Consider the following 19,512-nt stretch of genomic DNA (forward strand, 5'->3'; position numbering starts at 1 on the left):
GTGCGTAACCGCCGGTCGTCACGAGCGAACGGGCACCACAACCCCGAGAAGCCATACAAGAATCACCGCACCGGCCTATACAGGCCCAAGATCCCGCAGGTGCTGCGGAGGCAATTGACAGAAAGAGGAATGGCTCATTTTTGTTCGGCTTGCCATGATTCGGACTCTGGTGTTCCTTGCAAAGGTGGAGGTGAGGCTGGCCGCGGGCGAGTCGAACCGAAAGAACTTGGCTCGATTACGAACCGTTGGCGCCTGCCAGGCTGGAGGCCACGACGTGGTGGGCCGGGTGGAGTGGACCGTCGCCGTCGGTCGCCGCGCCCAGCGCCGCAGTGTCCACACCGGCCCCAGCCGTCAACGCCTACCCGGCAGACCACAGCCGCGCGGCCCGCACGAACCCGAGCCGATCGCAGACGTGTTCCTCGCCTTGGCCGCCGCGCGCGGCTGGCGCTCGGCACCCGCCGGCGGAGGCGTGCGAGACCGCTGGCCCGACATCGTCGGCCCGACGCGGCCGCTACTGTCATCTCGCCAGCTACACCCTGACCACCCGCCGCCTGCGCGTGTCGCAGACTCCCGGAGCTGGGCCGCCCAACTCCGCTACCAGACCCGCCGCATCCTCATCGACCTCGACCAGCTGCGGCCCGGCACCGTGACGGCTATCGCATCCGCGTGGACCCCGCCTCCCGCAAATGCAGCACGACCGGGACCAGGACGACCGACCCGCCCGCCGCGGCCAGCCCGGCGACCGCTCGCGAACTTTGCGGACTCCAAGGGCCGTAATGGAGCTAAAGTTGCTGTCCATCATTGCTTATCGGGCAGGGCCACCGGATGAGCCGGACGCCCTGTCTAGGTCCCAGGCCTCGCCTGCAACTGGTGCTCTTGTCCTGGCAGGTCCCACTCGGGCCAGTGCGCCTTTTCAGAGCGGCCACCGATCGGGTGACGGCTGGGCGGTCGCGGCCCAAGGCAGAACAGACAGGGCTCCCGGGCAGTTGAGTGAGGTATCTGACGTCTCAACTCTTCGGCCGGGGAGCCCTGGTGGTCACATATCCTGCCGCACTGGACCTACCGCACGCGCTCGTCGAGTGGGTCACCATGCTGATCGTCACCCGGGAGGGTGACCGCAGGTGCAAGCTCCGCCCCTCGCAGCGTGCTCTGGTCGCACTGGTGTACCTGCGCAAGCACGACACGCTCGCGCAGATCGCGGCCGGCTTCCGAATCAGCGTCGGCACCGCTCACGCCTATGTTCACCAGGTCACCGACCTCCTCGCCCGCCGTGCCCCCGGCCTGACCCGGGCCCTGCGCCAGGCCGATCCGAAGTACGTCCTGGTCGACGGAACCCTCGCAGAGTGCGACCGCGTCGGCGACGGCCGGGCCGACTACAGCGGCAAGCACCGCCGTCACGGAGTGAACCTGCAGGTCATCACCGGTCCCGAGGGCAAAGTCCTGTGGGTCTCCCGGCCGCTGCCCGGTCGCACCCACGACCTGACCGCGGCCCGGCACCACCGGATCGTCGCGACCTGCGGCCGGCTGCGGATCCCGGCGCTCGCGGACCTGGCCTACACCGGAGCCGGCCCAGGCGTCGCCGTCCCGGTCCGGCGACGGCCCAAGAGCGAGCTGACCGCGAAAGAGAAATCGCTGAACACGGCCCACGCCCGACTTCGATGCCCGGTCGAACGCGGCGTCGCCACCGTCAAGCGCTGGCGCATCTTCCGACACGCCCGCTGCAGCCCCAGCCGGCTCGGGTCAGCCAGCAAGGCCATCCTCACCCTGGAGACGCAACGTTGAAAGGCTCAGTGCCCGAGGCTGCGCTGGCCGCTCGTCATCAGGAAGGGTGCAGCGCGCAAGCTCCACCGTCTTGGGCTCGTTGATGCAGTCCGCGGTCGGGCTGACACGATTCCCCGACGACAGGGTGGCTCGCGGTCACAGGTCGGTCAGATAGTCGCGGAAGACGGCTTCGAGCCCGGCGACGGTGTGCTCGGTCAGGACTTCGTCGGGCAATTCCGCCTCCATGCCCGCCCGACGGTCGAAGTCGACCTGGCCGCCCGTGGGCACGAGTTCCTGGACCAGCCAGGCGACGAACTCCGCGCCGGCGCCAGCGGTGGCGTTGCAAGGGACAGGCCTTCATCTCCTGAGACGTCAGACCCGAGGTCCTCGAAGGTCGTCCCGGCCGCGGCGTGAAGTCGAACCACCAGTCGTTCTCGTCGCTCGGGCCGTAGGCGCCGCTGTCTGCCTTGGTGTGGACGAAGGCGCTGCGGCCCTTTTGGGCGGGGGCAAGGGCCGAAGCGTGCCGACGCCGGTGCGCACAGAATGACACCGGCGCCGACTCAGAGTCGCGGATCAGGCCGTCGCCGGCGCGATCCCCAGCGCCAGGTGCGGGTAGCCAGCGTGGATACGCTCGCCCAGCTTGATTCCCAGGCCGGCGACGAAGGCGTCGATCTTGGCCGTGGCCTCCTCGATGGTGTCGGCCTCGCCCTTGAACTCGAACTCGATGAACTCACCGAGGCTGGCCACGCTGTCGAAGGCCACCGCGATGCCGTCGACGGTCCACTCCTCGCGGACCTTGTCGACGGTGGTCAGCTGCTTGAAGTCCAGCGCCCCCAGTAGCCGGGTGACCGCCTCGGCGTCGGCGACCGTCGACTCGAACTCGTCGCAGTGCGTCTTGATCGGCTCCTCCAGCGGGTACCACCGCTTGAAGTTGAGCGACGCCGTGTCGTCCTCGACGCGGACCCGCAGCCACTCCGAGATGACCTCGCCAGCCAGGAAGTCTCGGTGCGGCGCGTTGTAGTAGGTGTCGACCTGGCGAGAGGCCTCACCGCGCTTGGCGCCGCGGTCGGTCAGCGTGGCCTTCAGCTCCTCCGGCGAGCTCAGCAGCTGGAACTTCTGCTCGACCTCGATGTACTTCATGCGCTTTGCTCCTGCTGAGTCGGTGAAGCGGTGATGGGTTGGGACGGGGCCAGCATGGCCCGTACGGACGACATGGCGGTTTGGATCGCGCCAATGTCTTCCGAGCTCAGGGGCTCACCCAGACAGGTGAGGTTGCTGCCGATCTGCTGGGCGTTGCGAAAGCCGAGCAGCACGGCGGCCTGGTCATCGCGCTGAAGCGCGTACCGAATGGCCACCCGCGCCAGATCGGCCCTGCTGGTACCGAAACGCTGGCGCAGCTCGGCCAGGCCGTCATGGATGGCGCGGCGCGTTGCCGCAGTGAACAGTGATCCGCCCTGGCGATGGTCGCCGTTCGGAAAGGCCATCGGGGCGGCTGGCTGGTGGACGCCGATCAGCAGGCCCTGGCCGAGCACCTGCTTGAGCAGCAGACCCACTCGGCGCTGACGGGCGAAGCTGAAGATGTCCGTTTCACCCGGCTCATACAGCGGGCTGAGCAGGTTGTACCGAACGGTCAGCACATCCGGCTGGATGCGGTCGAACAGCTTCAGGAAGCGAGCGCTCTCATCGGCCTGTGGGTGGCTGGGATCGGTCGCCCACTCCACGGCGAACGTGTGCGGTGCCCGCATCCCAATGGCTCGAACCAGCGCGTCACGCCGTAGCCGCTGGACCGTCTCGACTGCTTCGCCCAGGTACTGGTCGTCCGGACCGAAGTCGCTCGAGTGCAGGAAGTACAGGTCGAGGTAGTCCGTGCCGAGGTTGGTCAAGGACGTCAGCAGCTGCCGCCGCATCTGGGCTGCCGCGTAGGGGTGGGCAGCCGTATCGGCGAAGTAGCCCACCTTGCTGGAGATCGTCAGGCGGTTGCGGTTGACCTGGGCGAGCAGTCGGCCGACCAGGCGTTCAGATCGGCCCAGGCCGTAGACATCAGCCGTGTCGTACAGCGTGACGCCCAGATCGTGACTTCGGACCAGGCCGGCGAAGGCCTCAGCCTCATCTACTCCGGCCCAGCCGATGGGCACGCCGCGGTTGGTGGCCAGGCCGCCGATAGTCCAGCAGCCAGCGCCGATGGCTGACACCTCGCGGCTCAGGCCAGGAAGTCGTCGTCGTTCCATTTGGGCCCCCTCACGTGCCACACGGGTCGGCGGCGTTGATCGACCGCCACTCGTTGGTCTGGGTCCAGCGGCCGTACTCGTGGGTCAGCACCCGCCGGTGGTCAGCCGGCAAGGCCTGGTTGACCTGCTCGACCACGCCATCCATGCGCTCGGCCAGGTCCCCGATCTCAGCCTCCAGCCAGAAGCGCAGCCGCTCGGACAGCTCGTCCGCACCGGCCACCGCCCCGACTGCCTCGGTCGTGTCGCCAATCTCGCGAATCATGTGCCCGAAGACGGTGTAGGCCGCGTCCTTGAGCACCACCCGAGCGGCTCGAACGACCTGGCGCGGCTCGCCGTCGAGAATCTTCTCCAGCGACTTGAACGTGTAGTCGAGTGCGAAGTTACGGTCGACCCACAGCTGGGCCCACTCACTGGCCACCCCGATGCGCCAGTCGGCGAACCGCGCATCCACTCGGCCCATGGCTGGCCGGACTGCGCCCGTCAGGCCAGCGGCCTGGGCCTGCTTGGTGTAGGCCGCCCCGACCAGGCACTCCATCGAGACGAGCATGTAGGAGATGCCCGAGTGGAACGGCCGGCCAGTGCTGGCGGCCGCCACGAATGACTCGTCGCGCACGCCGTCGACGATGTCCTGGATCGACAGCTCAGGCTGGGGCCGCAGCAGCAGGTCGGTGCGGCCCTGGTAGTCGTAGGTCGCCTTCAGCTCGTCGAAGGTCATGAGCTGGTCGAAGGTGATGTAGGTGAAGCGGGTCGGGATGCCCAGGGCCGACAGCGTCCGAATCGCCAAGGCGTTCTGCTCGCCCACCGTCTCCTTGTTGAAGCGCTCCAAGATCGAGTCGACGCCCGACTCGACGCCGAACAGGCAGCGCCGTAAGCCTCGCTCGACCAGGCCGCGCCACATGGCAGCTCGTTCGTAGTGCCAGCTCAGGTCGCGATCCGGCCGGACTACCTGGTCGATGCGGCAGCTGGTTTCCCACTTGAATTTCGCGGTTTGGAGCGTGTCGGCCATGGCCAGCGCTCGGGACACGGCGTCCGAGCCGCGGCCGATGAACTCCTCGTCGACCAGATAGAGCGTGCGCGAGATGTCCGGGTGCTGATCGAATACGCGGCCCATCTCGCTCAAGATCCAGGGGAACGCCTCGGGCCCGACGCCGAACCACTGGCCCTTGTGGCCGCGGGGACAGAATGAGCAGAAGTTGGTGCAGCCGCTGGAGCACTCCAGCTGGCCGACGCCGCGGGCCTGGAGTGTGGCTGGCAGCAGATCGAGCTCGGGCAGGATGTCTGTCTGGGTGCTGGCCACCGGCTTGGCCGTGTGGCGCCGCCCGATGGTCATGGCGCCACCGCGAGCGGCGCCGGTGTAGCCGATGCCCGGAATCTGCTCGCGGCTGAGGTCGCCGTGCCAGTAGGCCAGCACGTTCTGGATGGTGGCCTGACCAGCGCCGCGGGCGACCAGCAGATCGGGGTACTGCTCCAGCAGCAGCGCCTCGTTGCGGGCTGTGAGGCTGCCGCCCGCCACCACCAGCGGCGGCTCCGGCAGGCCGAAAGCGGCATCCAGCAGTTCGGTCATGAGGTCGTGCTGACCGAAGGTGGCGGAGATGCCCAGGATGTCCGGCGGCTCTTGGCCCACCAGCTTCACCAGCTCTGGCAGCGTCACGCCAAGCTGCATGTCAGCCAGCGTTACCTGGCCCGTCAGCGTGGCCCGAGCCGCCCTGGCCACATCCGAGATGCCCAGGGGGAATCGCGGCAGTGGAAAGTACTCCGGGTGGTACAGCGCCGCCAGCAGCAGCCGAGGCCGGCTGAAGCGGGCTGCCGCCTCATCGTCGAGGCTGCCCAGCGACAGCCAGGAGTCGAGGTTGGCTAGCTCGACGTGGCCGGTCGTCCAGGCGGGCCACTGCCTGGTGCAGTGCGGCTGGCCGGACAGGTCAGCCACGATCCACTGGTTGTCCAGCCGCTCGATCAGGACCAGGCGGCGGTCCAAGGTGCCGGTGACGAAGATGCGGCCGCTCTGGGTGGCCAGGTGCTGCTCCAGGTAGAGCCGCGAGGCCTCCGGCGTGACGAGCAGGCGGTCAATCTCGGCGGCGGTGGTGGTGGGGTTGGTCAGTGTGGTGCGGAGCGCTTCCTGCAGCCGGTTGGCAGCAGGCGAGGCGAGTCGGCTGGTGCGCGTACTCATTCGTGCCTCTTTCTCCGAGGTCGTTGGTTGGATGAAGGCGTGACAGATCACCAGCCCGGCTGACAGCTGGGCTGGTTGCAGAGGGGGCAGTTACGTGGGGTGGTGCGGCAGCACGTTCAGCACGACCACCGGTCGGGCTTCGAGCTGAAGGATCAGGCTGTGCGAGGCAAACGCCATCAGGAGCGCTTCGCCACGTCCCAGGCCAAAGGCGGCTCGGTGATAGCCGGCGGCGTCGTCCAGCCACTCGCCGACCAGCAGCTCAGCGTTCTCTGCCAGCGATGGCGCCAAGCGCCGAGCGGCTCGACGCAGCCAGCGGATGGCCTGGCCCGGCGTACCCGCGAAGTGGCGCAGTGGCAGTCCAGCCGTCAGTCGCTCGTTGTCGGCCAGCACCAGCTCGTACTGGCAGAGGTAGGACTGGTGAGTCAGCGCGGCCGACGCCATCACAACCCGCGCAATCCGACGAGCGTGCGAGCTACCAGCAGCGGCGTTGCCTGGTCCGACCGCGGCAACGGCGACTCCTGGACGCTGGCGACCGACTTCGGCTCCTCGACCGTCGAAGCTGTCAGCAGCAGCTCAGACCAGACGACCTTGGCGCCGGCCGAGGCGAAGTAGTAGCCCCAACGACTGCTCATGTGGGCAACCAGGAAGACGCCGCGGCCGTTCTCGGCATCCAGGCCGACCTGCTTGAGCACCGGCAGCTGAGGTTGGTAGTCGTGAACCATGACGAGCAGCTGGGGGCCGTCCAGCCGCAGCGTCAGCGTGATCGTGCCCACCGACTCCAAGATCGAGTACGCCGCCGCCAGCTCCTTGTCCGTGCGCTTCGGCAAGGCGTTGGTCATCAGCTCCGACACCAGCAGCTGCGCCGTGTCGATGAGCTTGGGCGGCACCTGCCACCGCCGCAGCACGTCAACTACGTGCCGCCGGGCCCACGGCACGGCGTTGGGGGTGTCGGCCAGCGCGAGCTGGTTGAATTCGGAGCTGACTGACGTGGGCACGGGGGTGCCTCCTTGAGACGGCAGGAGGGTGCTGGGCTCACCGCGGCATCGCGACCACGTCCGTGGTGAGCGAAGACCACTGTGGGCGCGGCGTCCGAGCCGGGCTATGCCGAAAAGAGGTGCTGCATATACGCGGGATGTATAGATCGACGGACACGGTCCGCAACGGTCCATATACTGCTGGTCAAGAGCGATTTGAGACCGGCGCGGCGGGGAACGGGCGGCCAACAATGGCGACGGCGAACACAGCAGCGGGGCAGCAGTGCCACCGGTGTGGAGCCCGGCTCGCGACCGATCACCCGGGGCAGCTGTGCTCGCCCTGCCAGTCCCTGGGCCGATCAACCCCGGCGCCCCAGCCGCCCGTTGTGGCGGCCGAGTTCTGGAATGCCGTGCCCCTGCGCGACGCCTTCGCCGCCCGTCACATGGGACGCGTGTTGCGGCAGTACCGCACCCATCCGGACCACACAGGACGCCATGGCCCACGGGGCGTCCCCCAGAGTCTGCTCGGCCAGTGGCTGGGCCTAACTCAGGCCCAGATTAGCCGCATTGAGACGGGGCCACCGGTGACCGATCTGGTCAACCTCGTCCACTACGCCCGGATCCTGGGGATGCCAGCCGCGCGGTTGTGGTTCAGCTTGCCGGAGGCCCTGCCCGTGCCGCAGGAGGGGTCGCGGGTGGTCGACGACGAACGGCGGGCCGTTCCACCCGACGTACACCGCAGTCAGGACACCTGGCGCGCCACCCGCCGCTACCTCAACACCCACCGCGCCCAGCTGGCCGCTGCCGCGAGCCAGCTCTACCTGAAGGACACGCGTCTGGTGGACGCGCCGCTCCTGACCACTGCCCAGTGGTGTCCGCCCGAGCCGGTGTTGCTTGAGCGCGTTCGACTGACCTGGACGGGCAGCCCCAAGCTCCCGCTGGTTGATGGCAGCGAGCCCGAGGCCGGTCAGGCCTTGCCGCTGCGCGCACCCGGCCGCTCCTTCGATCGCTACACCCAGGCCGTCCGCTACATCGCCGCGCCGTCCCTGTTTGAGAACCGCCCCAGTTACCGGCTGACCGGCGTCGACTGGACGGCAGACGGCAGCGGGGAGTTGTCCTTCGGCCTGGCCACCTACTTCGACAAGCTCGACGTCTCCGAAGCCATCGGGCACGAGTTCGCGGCGGCCGCCCAGCGTGCGGATTCGGCGGTGAGCTGGGGCGCGCTTCCGCTGCGCCGGATGATCAACGACCCGTTCGATCTGGACCTGCGGGCCGTGGTGCCGGCCATCACCACGCTGCTGCTACGCGTTCGGCCGTCCGGCGAGGCCACCTTCCTGCTCCACTGGCGCGACCCGGGCAAGGTGGCCACCGCTGGGGGCCTGTATGACACCATTCCCGCTGGGGAGTTCCAGCCCAGCACCGTCATGGGTGACCCCGCTGGCCCCGACTTCGACCTGTGGCGCAACATCGTTCGCGAGCTGAACGAGGAGCTCCTGGGCGCGCCGGAGTACGACGGCTCCAGCAGTCGGCCGCTCGACTACGACCGTTGGCCCTTGTACCGGTCGCTCCAACGAGCCCGCGCCACCGGGCACCTGCGGGCGTACTGCTTCGGCATCGGCTGCGACGCCCTGACGCTGGCCGCCACCATCCCCAGCGCCATCGTCATCGCCGACTCTGTCTTCGACGAGTTGTTCGGCGAGGTGGTGCAGACCAACGCCGAAGGCGTGACGGTCACCCGCTGGAATGGTCAAGACACCACCGCCGGCATCCCGTTCACCGAGCAGAACATCATCCAGTTCCTGACGAGCGAACCCATGGCTCCTCCGGGCGCGGCATGCTTGGCTTTGGCCTGGAAGCACCGCGACTTGCTGATCGGCTCGTAGGCTGCTGGCAAGCCGCCATACCCTCGAAGGAGCGCCGTGTCCACCACCCGTCAGCCGGAGCCGGCCATCACCCCGGCCGCAAGTCAGGCCGCGTGGCGACAGGTTCGGGACTACTTGAACCGCAGTCGGTTCGAGCTGACGCAGACGGCCATGGCCAGCCGGTCTCAGGAGGAGTTCGCTCCCGGCGGGCGGCTGCTGGCGCGCAAGCATTGGATTCCCGAGACCCCCGTACCCCTGGAGCAGGTCAATCTGCGGTGGCAGGATCAGACCCCACCGGCCTCGATCGACGGCAGCGAGGCGGAGCTGGACGCTACCCGCGCGCGGCGGGACGACGGCAGCCCGTATCCGTTCTACGCCGACGCTGTCCGGGACCTGGCCAAGCCGCGGCTGTTCGAGAACCGCGGCTGCTACCGGCTGCTGGAGGTAGCGGAAGACGCGGCCGAGCCGACGCTGACGTTCGGCCGCGGCCACTACTTCGACGTCATCAACGTCTGCGAGGCGGCAGCTCACGAGTACGCTGCCGCGGCCCTGGCTGCGCCCGGCCAGCTGGTGGTGAACTCGACTGCCACGCCGTTTCGGGCGGCCATCGGCGACCCGACGGACCTCGATCGCCGACCGGTCATGGCCGCCGTCAGCACGCTCGCCATCCGCTACGACCGGCAGACCGGTTCGGCCGAGTTCATCCTGCACTGGCGCGACCCGGCCAAGGTGGCGAGCGGCGGCGGGCTGTTCCAGGTCATGCCAGTGGGCATGTTCCAGGCTTCCCACGACGCCCCGTGGAATGAGGCCAACGACTTCGACCTGTGGCGGGCCATCGCCCGCGAACTGAGCGAGGAACTACTCGGCAGCAGCGAGGACTACGGCAGCGACACCGCCCCCATCGACTACGACGCCTGGTCGTTCAACCAAGCCCTGAGCGCGGCCCGGGCCGCCGGAACGCTGCGGGTGTACTGGCTGGGGCTGGGCATGGACCCGCTCACGCTCGTCACCGACATGCTGACCGTCGCGGTGTTCGACGCCGAGCTATTCGACGCGACTTTCGCACGGATCGTCTCCACCAACGACGAAGGCCACCGGGTTCAGCTCGAGGACGGCACCGGGCAGGCCGTGGGGATTCCGTTCACGGCTGAGCAGGTCGAGCGCTTGACCTGCCACGAGCCGATGCAGCCGGCCGGGGCAGCGCTGCTCCAGCTGGCGTGGCAGCACCGCGAGGTGATCCTGAGCGGAGCTGCCAGCCCGTTCGGGGCCTGAACCGCGGCCCGCCCGCGCCGCCGGCCAACCCGCAGCAGACCAAGGAGACCAGGTGACCCTCGTGCGGCCCAGCCAGCAGATGCAGTCGCTCGGCGTGATTCAGCAGGGCACCCCCATCCTAAACCGGCCCGCCCAGCCGTTCGACGTCCCGGCCGAAGCGGCAGCTGCTCAGGGGGTGATCGACGAGCTGTTCGGCGCCATCGACTGGATCGGCCGGGTGCACTCGTTCGCCAAGGGGATGGGCCTGGCGGCGCCGCAGATCGGGATCCCGCGGGCCGCCGCCATTGTCCTGCCGCCGACCGCCGGCGCGGACCCGATCATCTTGCTCAACCCCAAGGTCACTGCCGTCTCCGAGGAGACGGATGAGCAGTACGAGGGCTGCCTGAGCTTCTTCGACGTCCGCGGCATGGTGCCTCGCCCGCTGCGGATGGACGTCACCGCCACCGCCCTCGACGGCACCGTCACCACCCTGACCTACGAATTAGGTTTGGCCCGCCTGATCGTCCACGAGATCGACCACCTGGGTGGGATGCTCTACACCGACCGCATGCGTCAGGGCGTCCATCCGATCCCCGTGGAGGAGTACCGAGGCACCGGGTCGTCCTGGTCGTACTGACGGCCGTCACTGCGGCCTGGCAGCTGTTGCGGGACGCGTTCGGAGCGGGCGGCCGGGCTTTGGAGATCACCGGGGGAAGCTCACATTGCCGAGCAGGAGGCCTTCGCGCGCTTCGGCAGCGGCTTCGGACGCAGTACCGCGGCTGCCGCTCACACGAAACGCGAGGACTTCGCCCGCACTGGCCGGCTCCCTGGCGATGAGGTTCTGCGGGCGAACGAGGGCTCTCGGATTCCCGTCCGCGCGACGGAAGTTGGTCGATTGTGACCACGTCGCTCAAATCTGCTGTTGCGGTAGCCGCGCATCTTGTCCTCGTCCACCGTGGGTGCCAGCGTGATGGCGATCTTGGGGTGGTCGAAGGCGGTGAGGACGGCTTCCCTGACCAGTAGCTCCACCGGCTCCGCGATGCGGAAGGTCTTGCCGCACCCGTTGGTGTTGCCGAGGTTGTCGGCCCAGGACGCTCAGTTACTCGAGGCGTTGTAGCCAGCCGGTAAGCACGGCCCCGCCCATGGAAGGTACGGATTCACTCCTTCGGCAGCTCGCCGCGTCGCAGCAGCGCCCGACCAGCGGCCAGGGTCGCGTGGATCGCTGGCGCGGTGATTGGAATGGACGACTCGCCGCGGCGCCTGACGATGCTGATGAAGGCGCCTTCGACTCGCCCCCCGTCCACGACCGCGCCATGCACGAGGAACGGCTTGAGCTCCTCGGGCTGAGGCGGGATGTGCAGGACTATCAGGCTGCCACCGTCAGCCGGCACCACCTCGATGTCGAGGAGGTCCGGCGGTGGGTACAGGTGCTTCTCGATGGCGTCCTGGTACTGGCGCAGCGTCCGGCCGTCCACCGGTACGGGGCAGATGCCGCTGATGATCTCCCCGCCCGGGACCTTCTTGCCGCGCATGCCGACCACTACGATGCCGCCGTGCTCGGCATTAGCGAAGCGGGAAACAGCTTGGGCGATTGAGCTCTTTCAGCGTTGCAGCTCCAGGGTGAGGACGGCTTTGGCTGCTGACGTAAGCCAGTTCGGGCTGCAGCGGGCGTGGCGGAAGATCCGCCATCGCTTGAGTGTCGCCACGCCTCGTTCGACGGGGTACCGGAACCGGGCGTGGGCCCGGTTGAGCGATCTCTGACCGGCCGTGAGCTCCTTGCCGGGCTTTCGCCTGGCCGGTACGGCGAACGTCCCGCCTGCGCCGGTGTAGGCGAGGTCGGCCAGGGCGGGAATGCGGAGCCGGACGCAGGTCGTCACGATGCGGTGGGTCCGGGCGGCGGTCAGGTCATGAGTGCGGCCCGGCAGCGCCCGCGAGACCCACACGAGTCTGCCGTCGGGACCGGTGATGACCTGGTGGTTCACGCCGTGGCGACGGTGCTTTCCCGAGTAGTCGGCGCGGCCGTCGCCGACGCGGTCGCGCTCGGCGAGGGTGCCGTCGACCAGGACGTCCTCGGGGTCGGCTTCACGCAGGGCGCGGGTCAGGCCGGGCGCACGGCGGGCGAGGAGGTCGGTGACCGCACGGACGTAGGCGTGGGCGGTGCCGACGCTGATCCTGAAGCCGGCTGCGATCTGGGCGAGGGTGTCGTGCTTGCGTAGATAGACCAGCGCGACGATGGCTCGCTGCGAGGGCCGGAGCTTGCACCGGCGGTCACCCTCCCGGGTGACGATGAGCATGGTGACCCACTCAACGAGGGCGTGCGGCAGGTCCAGTGCGGCAGGATAGGTGACCAACGGGGCTCTCCGGCGGAACAGTTGAGACTTCAGACATCTCTCCCAACTGCCCGAGAGCCTCGTTCGTCATGCCCTCGCGCCGACAGCACCGCCGTCACCCGATCGGTGGCCGCTCTGAAAAGGCTCCCTGTCTGAGCGGTCATGCGGAGGCTGCTTTCTAGGCCCCTTGACCCCCGCCACGTGAAGAGGACCGCTCCACGGCCCGTTGACAGCTAACGAACGTGTAGCCCACCGTCCCACCACGAAGGCAAAGAGGCCCGGCGGGCTACCCAGACTGCCCCCCAACCCGCGAGGCGCTCATGGCCACCGTCCCGGAGAACACCCGCCGCATGTACCGCCCGGCACCCAAGGACTTCCGAAGTCCGGGCGCCACGGCGGATCGGCATGGCAGGATGGCGTCGTCACGTTGAGGGAGGACCTGTGACGCTGCGCCAGGACGAGCGGGGGATGCTGGAGGCCGTCGTCGCCCAGAGCCCGGGCTGGGTGACGGGGGACCGGCCTCTGGAGCGCCGTGTCGCGGCGCACGGGATCGTCCGCCGGCTCGTGGGGGCGGCGCTGTGCGAGCTCGCCAGCCCTGAGGAGCTCGACGCGCTTGCCGCCGGTGCAAACCGTCCGGCGTGGGCGGTCCGGTCCACCGAGCTGGGGCAGGAGCTCCTGCGCTACCGGGCCCTGCGGGAACGCCCGATGAAGCCGCCCGTCGCGGCAACGACGGGCGGTGGGCTGGACACGACGATCAGTGTGCGCGGCACCGACCTGTCCTTGCTCCATACCGTGTGCGGGGACGCCGCGACCGGCGCCCTCCCCGGTGTGGACGCCGCGGCGCTGGGCGCGGCGATCGCCAGAGCGCGTCCGGTGGATGGCTCGCGCCGGCACACCGTGGACGTGACCAGGGCCGAGCTCGCAACGATCCTGCGGGTGCTGTACCTGGAGTCGCTGAGCGGCGACGCCACGGGCTACCACCATGTTCTGCGCTCGTCACCCCTGGCCGATGTGCTCCGGCCCGATCCGGTCCGCCCGGCGGCGCCGCTGGTGCGGGCTTCTACCGCTGCCGACCCTTCGGCGAAGGCCGGCTGAACCCGGCCGGAGCGTTCGCGCCGACGGGCACGAAGACCGGTTCCCTGTAGATGCCGGCCGAAGCAGCTGTCGGCTTCCGGCCGGGAGGAGAAGCAATGGAATCCACGATCGGCTGGATCCTCCTGGCTGCTCTGGCCGCCGGTGCCGTGGCGCTTTGGCTGCGGCACCGCTACCCCGGGGACTGGCGATACGCCCTGAGCACCCGGTACGCCGGCGAGCGCCGCGACCTGGACGCCGCCCGCGGCAAGCGAACGGGCTGCACCGCACGGCGGAGCGCGAGCTCGCGGCAGCCCGCTCCGCAGTCACAACAGCCGAGCAGGCCCACCGCAGCCGCATCCGCCGGGCCCAGGCACACCTGGACTGGCTCCGATCGCCCGGGCGAGGAACGCTGCGTTCCTCCATCGGCAAGGCTCTGCACCTGTACGAACGTGTGCTGGTGGCACAGGTGGACGGCCGAGACACCGACTACCCGCTGCACGAAATCTCGATCATGGACGAGTACTCGGGCAAGACCGGCCACGTCTACATCTCCCTCCCGGACCGCAGACGGCAGATGCTGTCCGTCCCCCTGGACGACGAAACCCCGGAGACCGAGCTGCGCCGTTTTGTCGTGGCGGTCTTCAACGCTGCCGCCGACGAGAAGGCGGCCCAGGCCGAGCGGCAGGCGCTCGTGCCGAAGGCCGAGGCGAAGCTGCGGCAGACAACTGCCGACACGGCTGACCGCGAGCAAGCGGAGGAGCAGCTGGCCGTGCTGAAAGCTCGCCAGAAGTCGGACACGCGCATCCCACGGGCGCGCCGCGACCTCGACGCAGCGTTCGACCGGTGGGAGCAGCTCACCGGCCGTCGGCCGCGGTAGGCGGGGCGATCGTACGGTACAGCGCCGCGCAGGCTCGTCTGTACGAAAGGTCGACCTGCAGCTCACGGGCGGGTCGACGACCGCGTGGGTTCGCGTCTTCGAGCTCCTTGGACCGCGCCGTTGAAGCCACGCCAACGCGTCAGGCCCCGGGCATCGTCCACCCGGGGCTGGGAGTCGAGGCCGCTTACTCGCCTTGGGGCACGTCAGGGTCGGCGAGCAGCTTCACCAGGGGCAGACGGTCACTTGGTTGCCGTGGCTGCCCACGTCGAGGTTGGCGTGGCCGGCGCCGATTACCACACACATCTTGTTGCTGTTCCACGGGCCGTAGTACCAGCTTGGGCCGTCGACAACCGTGGCGGGTCCGGTTGTCACCTGGACGCCGGTCTCCGACGGCCAGTAGTTGATGTACTGGGTGTTCCCGCTGCTGTCTTGCCCGATGTGGTTTGCCCATAGCCAGCAGTTGTTGTTGGAGTTCCCCTGCTGCTGCCAGATGTGGGGCGTCACGATGTTGCTGGTGTAGGTCAGGTAGGCGTAGCAGCCGGAGCCGACTGGACCGAGCTGGGTGGGCCATTCGTTGAGGCCGGTCGCCGCCACTGCTGACGGCGCGTTGACCAGCAGCAGACTGCTCGCAGCCATCGCACCGACCACCGCCGCGCGCGTCACGGTCTGTCCCCACTTCCACTTCATTGGGCTCCCCCTCGTATGGACATGACGGGAGAGTCCTTACGCCCCCGTCGGCTACTGCGGAGCCTAGGGAGGGAAGCAGGGCCTGGGGGAGGCCAATGTCGGCCAGCTGAAGGGTAGTTGAGTTACATGGTGGCATGGCCTGCCGGCTCGACTCGTGTCAGATCCGCGGCCGGATCGCCGTTCACCTGCATGGAGGCTTCGTAGCCGCGAAGTAGCGGTGGCTGACCGGGCGGAATCCGGCGAGTGGAAACGTCGCAGCTGATAAGCAAATCAGCCTTGTAATTCACCCGTGCGGGCGCACGCGCTGTTCGATTTCTGGTGGGTACCATTCAGCTCCTGGCCTCCTGCAATTGCATCTGGAATTGCAGGAGGCGGCTGACCTGCAGGTCTAGGTGGGTTGGCAAATTGTCGGACAAACTCTTGGCTGTACGAGCGAAAGGCAGAATTGACATGACCGCACACAAGAATGGTGCGCCGGCCGGTGGCATTGCCACCACGTGGGTCAAGGCACAGGCGAGCAACCTCAATGGCCAGTGCGTGGAGCTCGGGGCGCTGGCGGGCGGGGGTGTGGCGATGCGTAACAGCACCGACCCGACCGGTCCGGCGCTGGTCTTCACCGAGGCTGAGATGCGGGCTTTTCTGGCCGGCACTCGCGCCGGTGAATTCGATCATCTGATCTCATAGTGACCGTCTCGTTCGATAATTAGACAAGGGCATCGCGCGGCCCTCCGGTGTGGAAGACTTGCCTCGTCTTGACTTCCTAGGGAGGGACCGCGTGATCCCCGAATTCGGTGATCAGTTTGACGGCGATAATGTCATCGCCTTTCATCGGCCAGGCGCCGATCCGGAGCAGAACCCCACGGCCGCTGGCCTGCTGCTTGGCATCCAGCTGAAGGCGCTCCGCAGCGGGCGGACGCTGAAGAAGGTCGTCGAGGGGCTCGAAAACCGGCTGTCCCAGGCCAAGCTCAGCCGGCTGGAGAACGGCGAGAGTCCGCCGAAGCCAGACGACATCCGGGCGTTGCTGCGCTTCTACCAGGCGGACCCCGACGTCGGCGCGGCGGTTGAGGGGCTGGCGCGTCACGCCGCCCAGCCGAACTGGCTGGACTCCTACCGCGATGTGCTCGCCAGCTGGGTCGAGCGCCTGATGGCCTTGGAGTCGGCGGCCACCAAGCTCATCACCTACGAAGCGAAGATTGTCCCGGGCCTGGTCCAGACCCGGGACTACGCGCAAGCGATCTTTCAGCGTGAGCTGCCTGGTGGCCAGGCTCACCGGCTGGACCGGTACCTCTCACTGCGTGGGGAGCGGCAGGAGCGTTACCTGGTGTCGCCGCCGCGCTCCGTCTTCCTCCTGGAGCACAGCACCCTTTACCGCAAGGTGGGTTCGCCGCGGGTCATGGTCGACCAGCTCCAGCGGCTGATCGACCTCACCAATACACGCGGCTTCGGCGTGCGGATCATCACCCTCGACCACTTCTTCGCCTCCTCCGTGTCCTCGCTGACCCACCTCGACTTCGGCCGGACGGACCTGCCGGAGTTGGTCTACAACGAGCGTCTGCGGGGCGCCGACTACTTCACCCCCACCGCGGATGCGCGACCGGCGCCGGGTGAGGATCATAAGCTGTCCGAAATGGAGGAGTACAAGCAACTCCTGTGGCAGCTCATGGCCGTGGGAACCGAGCGTCAGGAGAGCCGCGTGCTGCTGCTGGAAGCCAAGGAGCACTTCGAAGCACAGCTCTGACCCAGCGCGGCAGGCCCGAAAGCTACGGAACCAGGGCCAAGCCGCCGAACTCGATCCACTCCCGGGTGCGTTGGCGGGGCAAGACTTCGGAGTCAGGCCGCCAGTCGGTGACATCCATGAGGCCGGGGGGTTCGATCTGAAGGCCATCGAAGTAGGTGCGGACCTCAGCCTCGGTCCGCACCCGGCCCCAGTTGTCGTGGGTCTGTTCGGCCATGAGCCGGGTCACGGTGTCGCGGACCGTCGTGTCCTCGCTCACGAGCTGGCAGATGACCACCACGCTGCCGGACGCCAGGTGCTGGATCGTTTCGCGGAGCAGCCGTGCCGGCTCAGGATCTGGTACGCAGTGGAGCACCGAGACGAACAGGGCGGCCACTGGTTGGCCAAAGTCGATGAAGCCGTCCACCTTGGGGTGGGAGCGGATTGCCTCCGGGTTCGTCATGTCGGCGGCCACGATGGCGACGTCATCGTTCTCGTCCAGTAAGGCTCGGCCCTGGCTCAGCACCACCGGGTCGTTGTCGACGTAGACCACCTTGGTGCCGCGGTGGATCGCCTGGGCGACCTGGTGCACGTTGTCTTGGGTCGGCAGGCCCGACCCGTGGTCGATGAACTGCCGGATCCCGTGATGAACAGCGATGTGTTTGACGACGCGGCGCAGGAAGGCGCGATTGTTCAGGGCCAGCTCGCGAGAGCTCGGGGCGGTGCGCAGCAGGTCCTCGACAGCGAGCCGGTCGGAGAGGAAATTGTTAGTGCCGCCTAGGAGGTAGTCGTACATCCTGGCGGCACTTGGTACTGATAGATCGATCTTGTCCTGTACCGGATCTTTGTCCACGGGCACCCCATCCGTGTCGCGACGACCCCAGGCTCCCCCAGGGCAGATGATCCACCTCATGGTAGGGGTGCATTGCAAGGCCCACCACTACACAGACGGGTGAAGTGGCGCGGGCTGGCGCACGGGTGGCGAACGCGGGGGCGAGGTCTGCTGAGCGTGCGCCGGCTCAAGCAGCATCGAGCCGGGCTACTGGCAGACGCCATACACCTCCGAGGCTTCAACTTGCAGGAGTCGCTGGGCCATCAGCAGATCAGCGTGGGCTTGGGGCCGCTCGATGCCCATGAGGGTGGCGGCTTGCTCGAGCGGCAAGCCCAGGCGGTGCAGCAGGACCGCGTCGGCATGGTCGGCCGGCAGCGCGCGGTGCAAGCGGTCGGACGACGGATCGGACGCATCGAAGCACGCGGCACTCACGGTGCGGCGCAGGATGCGCCAGGCGTACGCCGTAGGGCTGCGCCGTTGCAGGACCGCGCTCCAGCGTCGCTCGGTCAACCACAGGGTTGCCTCGACGACCTCGCGGCTCAGGCCGGGATCGATCAGGCGGGCCCGCGCGTAGCGGTGGTATCCCTCCGCCTGCATGAGGACGAAGGCGGCGAAGCCGCTGCGGTACGGCTTGCCCCGGGTGGGAGATGCTGCTGCAGTTGTGGCGTGGTCGGCTGCCAAAGGAGGTACCTCGTCAACGCTCGGGTGCCCACGTGCAGGTGTCTCGGAGCCTGCTCGGCTGACGGCCGGCTTGCCCCCCGCTGGGGTGCAGCAGGGCGAGCTGGCGGTGGGGGCCGGCCCGCAGCTCTGGCAGGCCGGCCTGAACGTGACTAGCGCCCGGACAACCGGACGGCGAGGGCCACCAGGCCCTGGACGTAGGTCATGAGCGCCATCACGAGGTAGACCCGCCCCGGGTCCACAGGGGCAGAGCCGTGCAGCAGGACAGCAGCCAGGAGCACCGGCATCACAGCGACCGCGACGACTGCGGACATGCCGAGCGCTCGCGAAACCGGCATATGCATCCGCACCTGCCGCGATCTGGCGCTGCTACGTTGGGGGTCCCTCGGGGCACGCTGAGCGCGCTCTGAGGAGGGCTGATCTGGCATTGGTGGCAACCTTCCTGGATTGGCCCTTCGCCCTGGGCAGTGTTGGAGCACTGCCTGGGGCAACCCCGTCCTCGGGGCTGGGCACCACGGTAGCTGCCTCGCCAGGACAACTTGGCCCCCAACTACCCTGGTGCAAAACCATTTTGGAGAACCCGCCTGACCGAACTGATGTGCCACAAGCCCGTTCATCCGACTGTAGTGATCGGTCAGCAAGATGTGCTGTTCGGGCAGGAGTGATCACGGGACGATGAGCTGGCCGGTGGCGGTCAGGTCAGGCTGAGGAAGAATGCGAAGGCGATCCGGCGTCGGCTCGGCGTCGGAGCGACCGGGTGGAAGTTCGCCGGGTTGAACAGCAGGCCGTTGCAGATTTGCGGGCCAGGTCGACGCGCTGGCAGTGCTCGGCAGCTTCGGGCCGGTAGCCATACGAGTGCCGGTACTGCTCGTTGGCCGGCCGTCGCTCCCCGGGACGGCGCCCAGACGTTGAAGGCGAGCTGGGCGATCACCTCCTGGTCGAACAGGCCGGTGTGGAATTCGCGGTTCAGGTCGTCGTAGTGGACCAGGGCGTCGGCTGCCAGGCTGCGCGGGAGGCGCGTTTCACCGCGCTCTACGAGCTGCTGACGGATCATCCCTGCCTGGTCGCCCTGCGGGC

20 protein-coding genes are annotated in these 19,512 nt (G+C 68.2%); 8 read left to right on the top strand and 12 right to left on the bottom strand.

Annotation, left to right across the window (positions count from 1 at the left end; genetic code table 11):
* Positions 1–1,032: 1,032 nt before the first annotated feature.
* A complete protein-coding gene (locus ACIRST_RS38810; RefSeq protein ID WP_402808811.1) occupies positions 1,033–1,782 on the top strand; it encodes a transposase family protein in 750 nt (249 codons plus the stop codon).
* 552 nt (positions 1,783–2,334) lie between these two features.
* Here ACIRST_RS38810 and cyaB read toward each other — a convergent pair.
* The 5 genes from cyaB to ACIRST_RS38835 all read right to left on the bottom strand — a co-directional run bounded on the left by cyaB (position 2,335) and on the right by ACIRST_RS38835 (position 7,151).
* Positions 2,335–2,901, bottom strand: coding sequence for a class IV adenylate cyclase (gene cyaB, locus ACIRST_RS38815; protein WP_402808814.1), 567 nt, complete (start codon positions 2,899–2,901; stop codon positions 2,335–2,337).
* A complete protein-coding gene (locus ACIRST_RS38820; protein WP_402808817.1) occupies positions 2,898–3,989 on the bottom strand; it encodes an aldo/keto reductase in 1,092 nt (363 codons plus the stop codon). The genes cyaB and ACIRST_RS38820 overlap by 4 nt, the downstream gene beginning before the upstream one ends.
* 10 nt (positions 3,990–3,999) lie before the next feature.
* The gene (locus tag ACIRST_RS38825) at positions 4,000–6,156 is read right to left on the bottom strand and encodes a radical SAM protein (protein ID WP_402808819.1); all 2,157 of its coding nucleotides are present in this window, start codon (positions 6,154–6,156) and stop codon (positions 4,000–4,002) included.
* 90 nt (positions 6,157–6,246) lie between these two features.
* On the bottom strand, positions 6,247–6,597 hold the full coding sequence (locus ACIRST_RS38830) for a hypothetical protein (RefSeq protein WP_402808822.1): 351 nt from the start codon (positions 6,595–6,597) through the stop codon (positions 6,247–6,249).
* Complete coding sequence (locus ACIRST_RS38835; RefSeq protein WP_402808823.1) at positions 6,597–7,151, bottom strand: ATP-binding protein; 555 nt, start codon at positions 7,149–7,151, stop codon at positions 6,597–6,599. The genes ACIRST_RS38830 and ACIRST_RS38835 overlap by 1 nt, the downstream gene beginning before the upstream one ends.
* 563 nt (positions 7,152–7,714) lie before the next feature.
* On the opposite strand from ACIRST_RS38835, the gene ACIRST_RS38840 reads away from it, so the two are divergent.
* The 3 genes from ACIRST_RS38840 to ACIRST_RS38850 are packed head-to-tail and all read left to right on the top strand — an operon-like array spanning position 7,715 to position 10,880.
* Positions 7,715–9,013 (top strand): XRE family transcriptional regulator, encoded by a 1,299-nt coding sequence (locus ACIRST_RS38840; RefSeq protein ID WP_402808826.1) that lies wholly within the window; start codon positions 7,715–7,717, stop codon positions 9,011–9,013.
* A 36-nt stretch (positions 9,014–9,049) separates the two neighbouring features.
* Positions 9,050–10,264, top strand: coding sequence for a hypothetical protein (locus ACIRST_RS38845; RefSeq protein ID WP_402808829.1), 1,215 nt, complete (start codon positions 9,050–9,052; stop codon positions 10,262–10,264).
* Between the two features lie 52 nt (positions 10,265–10,316).
* Positions 10,317–10,880 (top strand): peptide deformylase, encoded by a 564-nt coding sequence (locus ACIRST_RS38850; protein ID WP_402808831.1) that lies wholly within the window; start codon positions 10,317–10,319, stop codon positions 10,878–10,880.
* Positions 10,881–11,400: 520 nt separating this feature from the next.
* On the opposite strand, the gene ACIRST_RS38855 is transcribed toward ACIRST_RS38850, so the two are convergent.
* Positions 11,401–11,835 (bottom strand): ATP-binding protein, encoded by a 435-nt coding sequence (locus tag ACIRST_RS38855; protein WP_402808946.1) that lies wholly within the window; start codon positions 11,833–11,835, stop codon positions 11,401–11,403.
* 9 nt (positions 11,836–11,844) lie between these two features.
* Positions 11,845–12,594: a transposase family protein gene (locus tag ACIRST_RS38860; RefSeq protein ID WP_402808833.1), complete on the bottom strand. Its 750-nt coding sequence runs from the start codon at positions 12,592–12,594 to the stop codon at positions 11,845–11,847.
* 420 nt (positions 12,595–13,014) lie between these two features.
* Here ACIRST_RS38860 and ACIRST_RS38865 point away from each other — a divergent pair, with 420 nt between their 5' ends.
* Together ACIRST_RS38865 and ACIRST_RS38870 are read left to right on the top strand one after the other, a co-directional pair.
* The gene (locus ACIRST_RS38865) at positions 13,015–13,668 is read left to right on the top strand and encodes a hypothetical protein (RefSeq protein ID WP_402808836.1); all 654 of its coding nucleotides are present in this window, start codon (positions 13,015–13,017) and stop codon (positions 13,666–13,668) included.
* A gap of 436 nt (positions 13,669–14,104) precedes the next feature.
* Complete coding sequence (locus ACIRST_RS38870; protein WP_402808839.1) at positions 14,105–14,524, top strand: hypothetical protein; 420 nt, start codon at positions 14,105–14,107, stop codon at positions 14,522–14,524.
* A 222-nt stretch (positions 14,525–14,746) separates the two neighbouring features.
* Here the strand turns inward: ACIRST_RS38870 and ACIRST_RS38875 are convergent, their stop codons facing one another.
* Complete coding sequence (locus tag ACIRST_RS38875) at positions 14,747–15,211, bottom strand: hypothetical protein (protein WP_402808842.1); 465 nt, start codon at positions 15,209–15,211, stop codon at positions 14,747–14,749.
* A 450-nt stretch (positions 15,212–15,661) separates the two neighbouring features.
* Between ACIRST_RS38875 and ACIRST_RS38880 the strand changes: the two genes are divergently transcribed.
* Together ACIRST_RS38880 and ACIRST_RS38885 are read left to right on the top strand one after the other, a co-directional pair.
* Positions 15,662–15,895 (top strand): DUF397 domain-containing protein, encoded by a 234-nt coding sequence (locus ACIRST_RS38880; RefSeq protein ID WP_402808844.1) that lies wholly within the window; start codon positions 15,662–15,664, stop codon positions 15,893–15,895.
* Between the two features lie 91 nt (positions 15,896–15,986).
* Positions 15,987–16,949, top strand: a complete 963-nt coding sequence (locus ACIRST_RS38885) for a helix-turn-helix domain-containing protein (RefSeq protein WP_402808846.1) — start codon at positions 15,987–15,989, stop codon at positions 16,947–16,949.
* A gap of 22 nt (positions 16,950–16,971) precedes the next feature.
* On the opposite strand, the gene ACIRST_RS38890 is transcribed toward ACIRST_RS38885, so the two are convergent.
* The 4 genes from ACIRST_RS38890 to ACIRST_RS38905 all read right to left on the bottom strand — a co-directional run bounded on the left by ACIRST_RS38890 (position 16,972) and on the right by ACIRST_RS38905 (position 19,489).
* Positions 16,972–17,784 carry an SAM-dependent methyltransferase gene (locus ACIRST_RS38890; RefSeq protein ID WP_402808848.1) on the bottom strand — a complete coding sequence of 271 codons (813 nt, stop codon included), beginning with the start codon at positions 17,782–17,784 and terminating at the stop codon, positions 16,972–16,974.
* Between the two features lie 180 nt (positions 17,785–17,964).
* Positions 17,965–18,438 carry a hypothetical protein gene (locus ACIRST_RS38895; protein WP_402808850.1) on the bottom strand — a complete coding sequence of 158 codons (474 nt, stop codon included), beginning with the start codon at positions 18,436–18,438 and terminating at the stop codon, positions 17,965–17,967.
* A 149-nt stretch (positions 18,439–18,587) separates the two neighbouring features.
* Positions 18,588–18,773 (bottom strand): hypothetical protein, encoded by a 186-nt coding sequence (locus ACIRST_RS38900; RefSeq protein WP_402808852.1) that lies wholly within the window; start codon positions 18,771–18,773, stop codon positions 18,588–18,590.
* A gap of 356 nt (positions 18,774–19,129) precedes the next feature.
* Positions 19,130–19,489 carry a hypothetical protein gene (locus tag ACIRST_RS38905; RefSeq protein WP_402808854.1) on the bottom strand — a complete coding sequence of 120 codons (360 nt, stop codon included), beginning with the start codon at positions 19,487–19,489 and terminating at the stop codon, positions 19,130–19,132.
* Between the last annotated feature and the right edge of the window lie 23 nt (positions 19,490–19,512).

Source organism: Kitasatospora sp. NPDC101447, assembly GCF_044767225.1.
Classification (GTDB): domain Bacteria; phylum Actinomycetota; class Actinomycetes; order Streptomycetales; family Streptomycetaceae; genus Kitasatospora.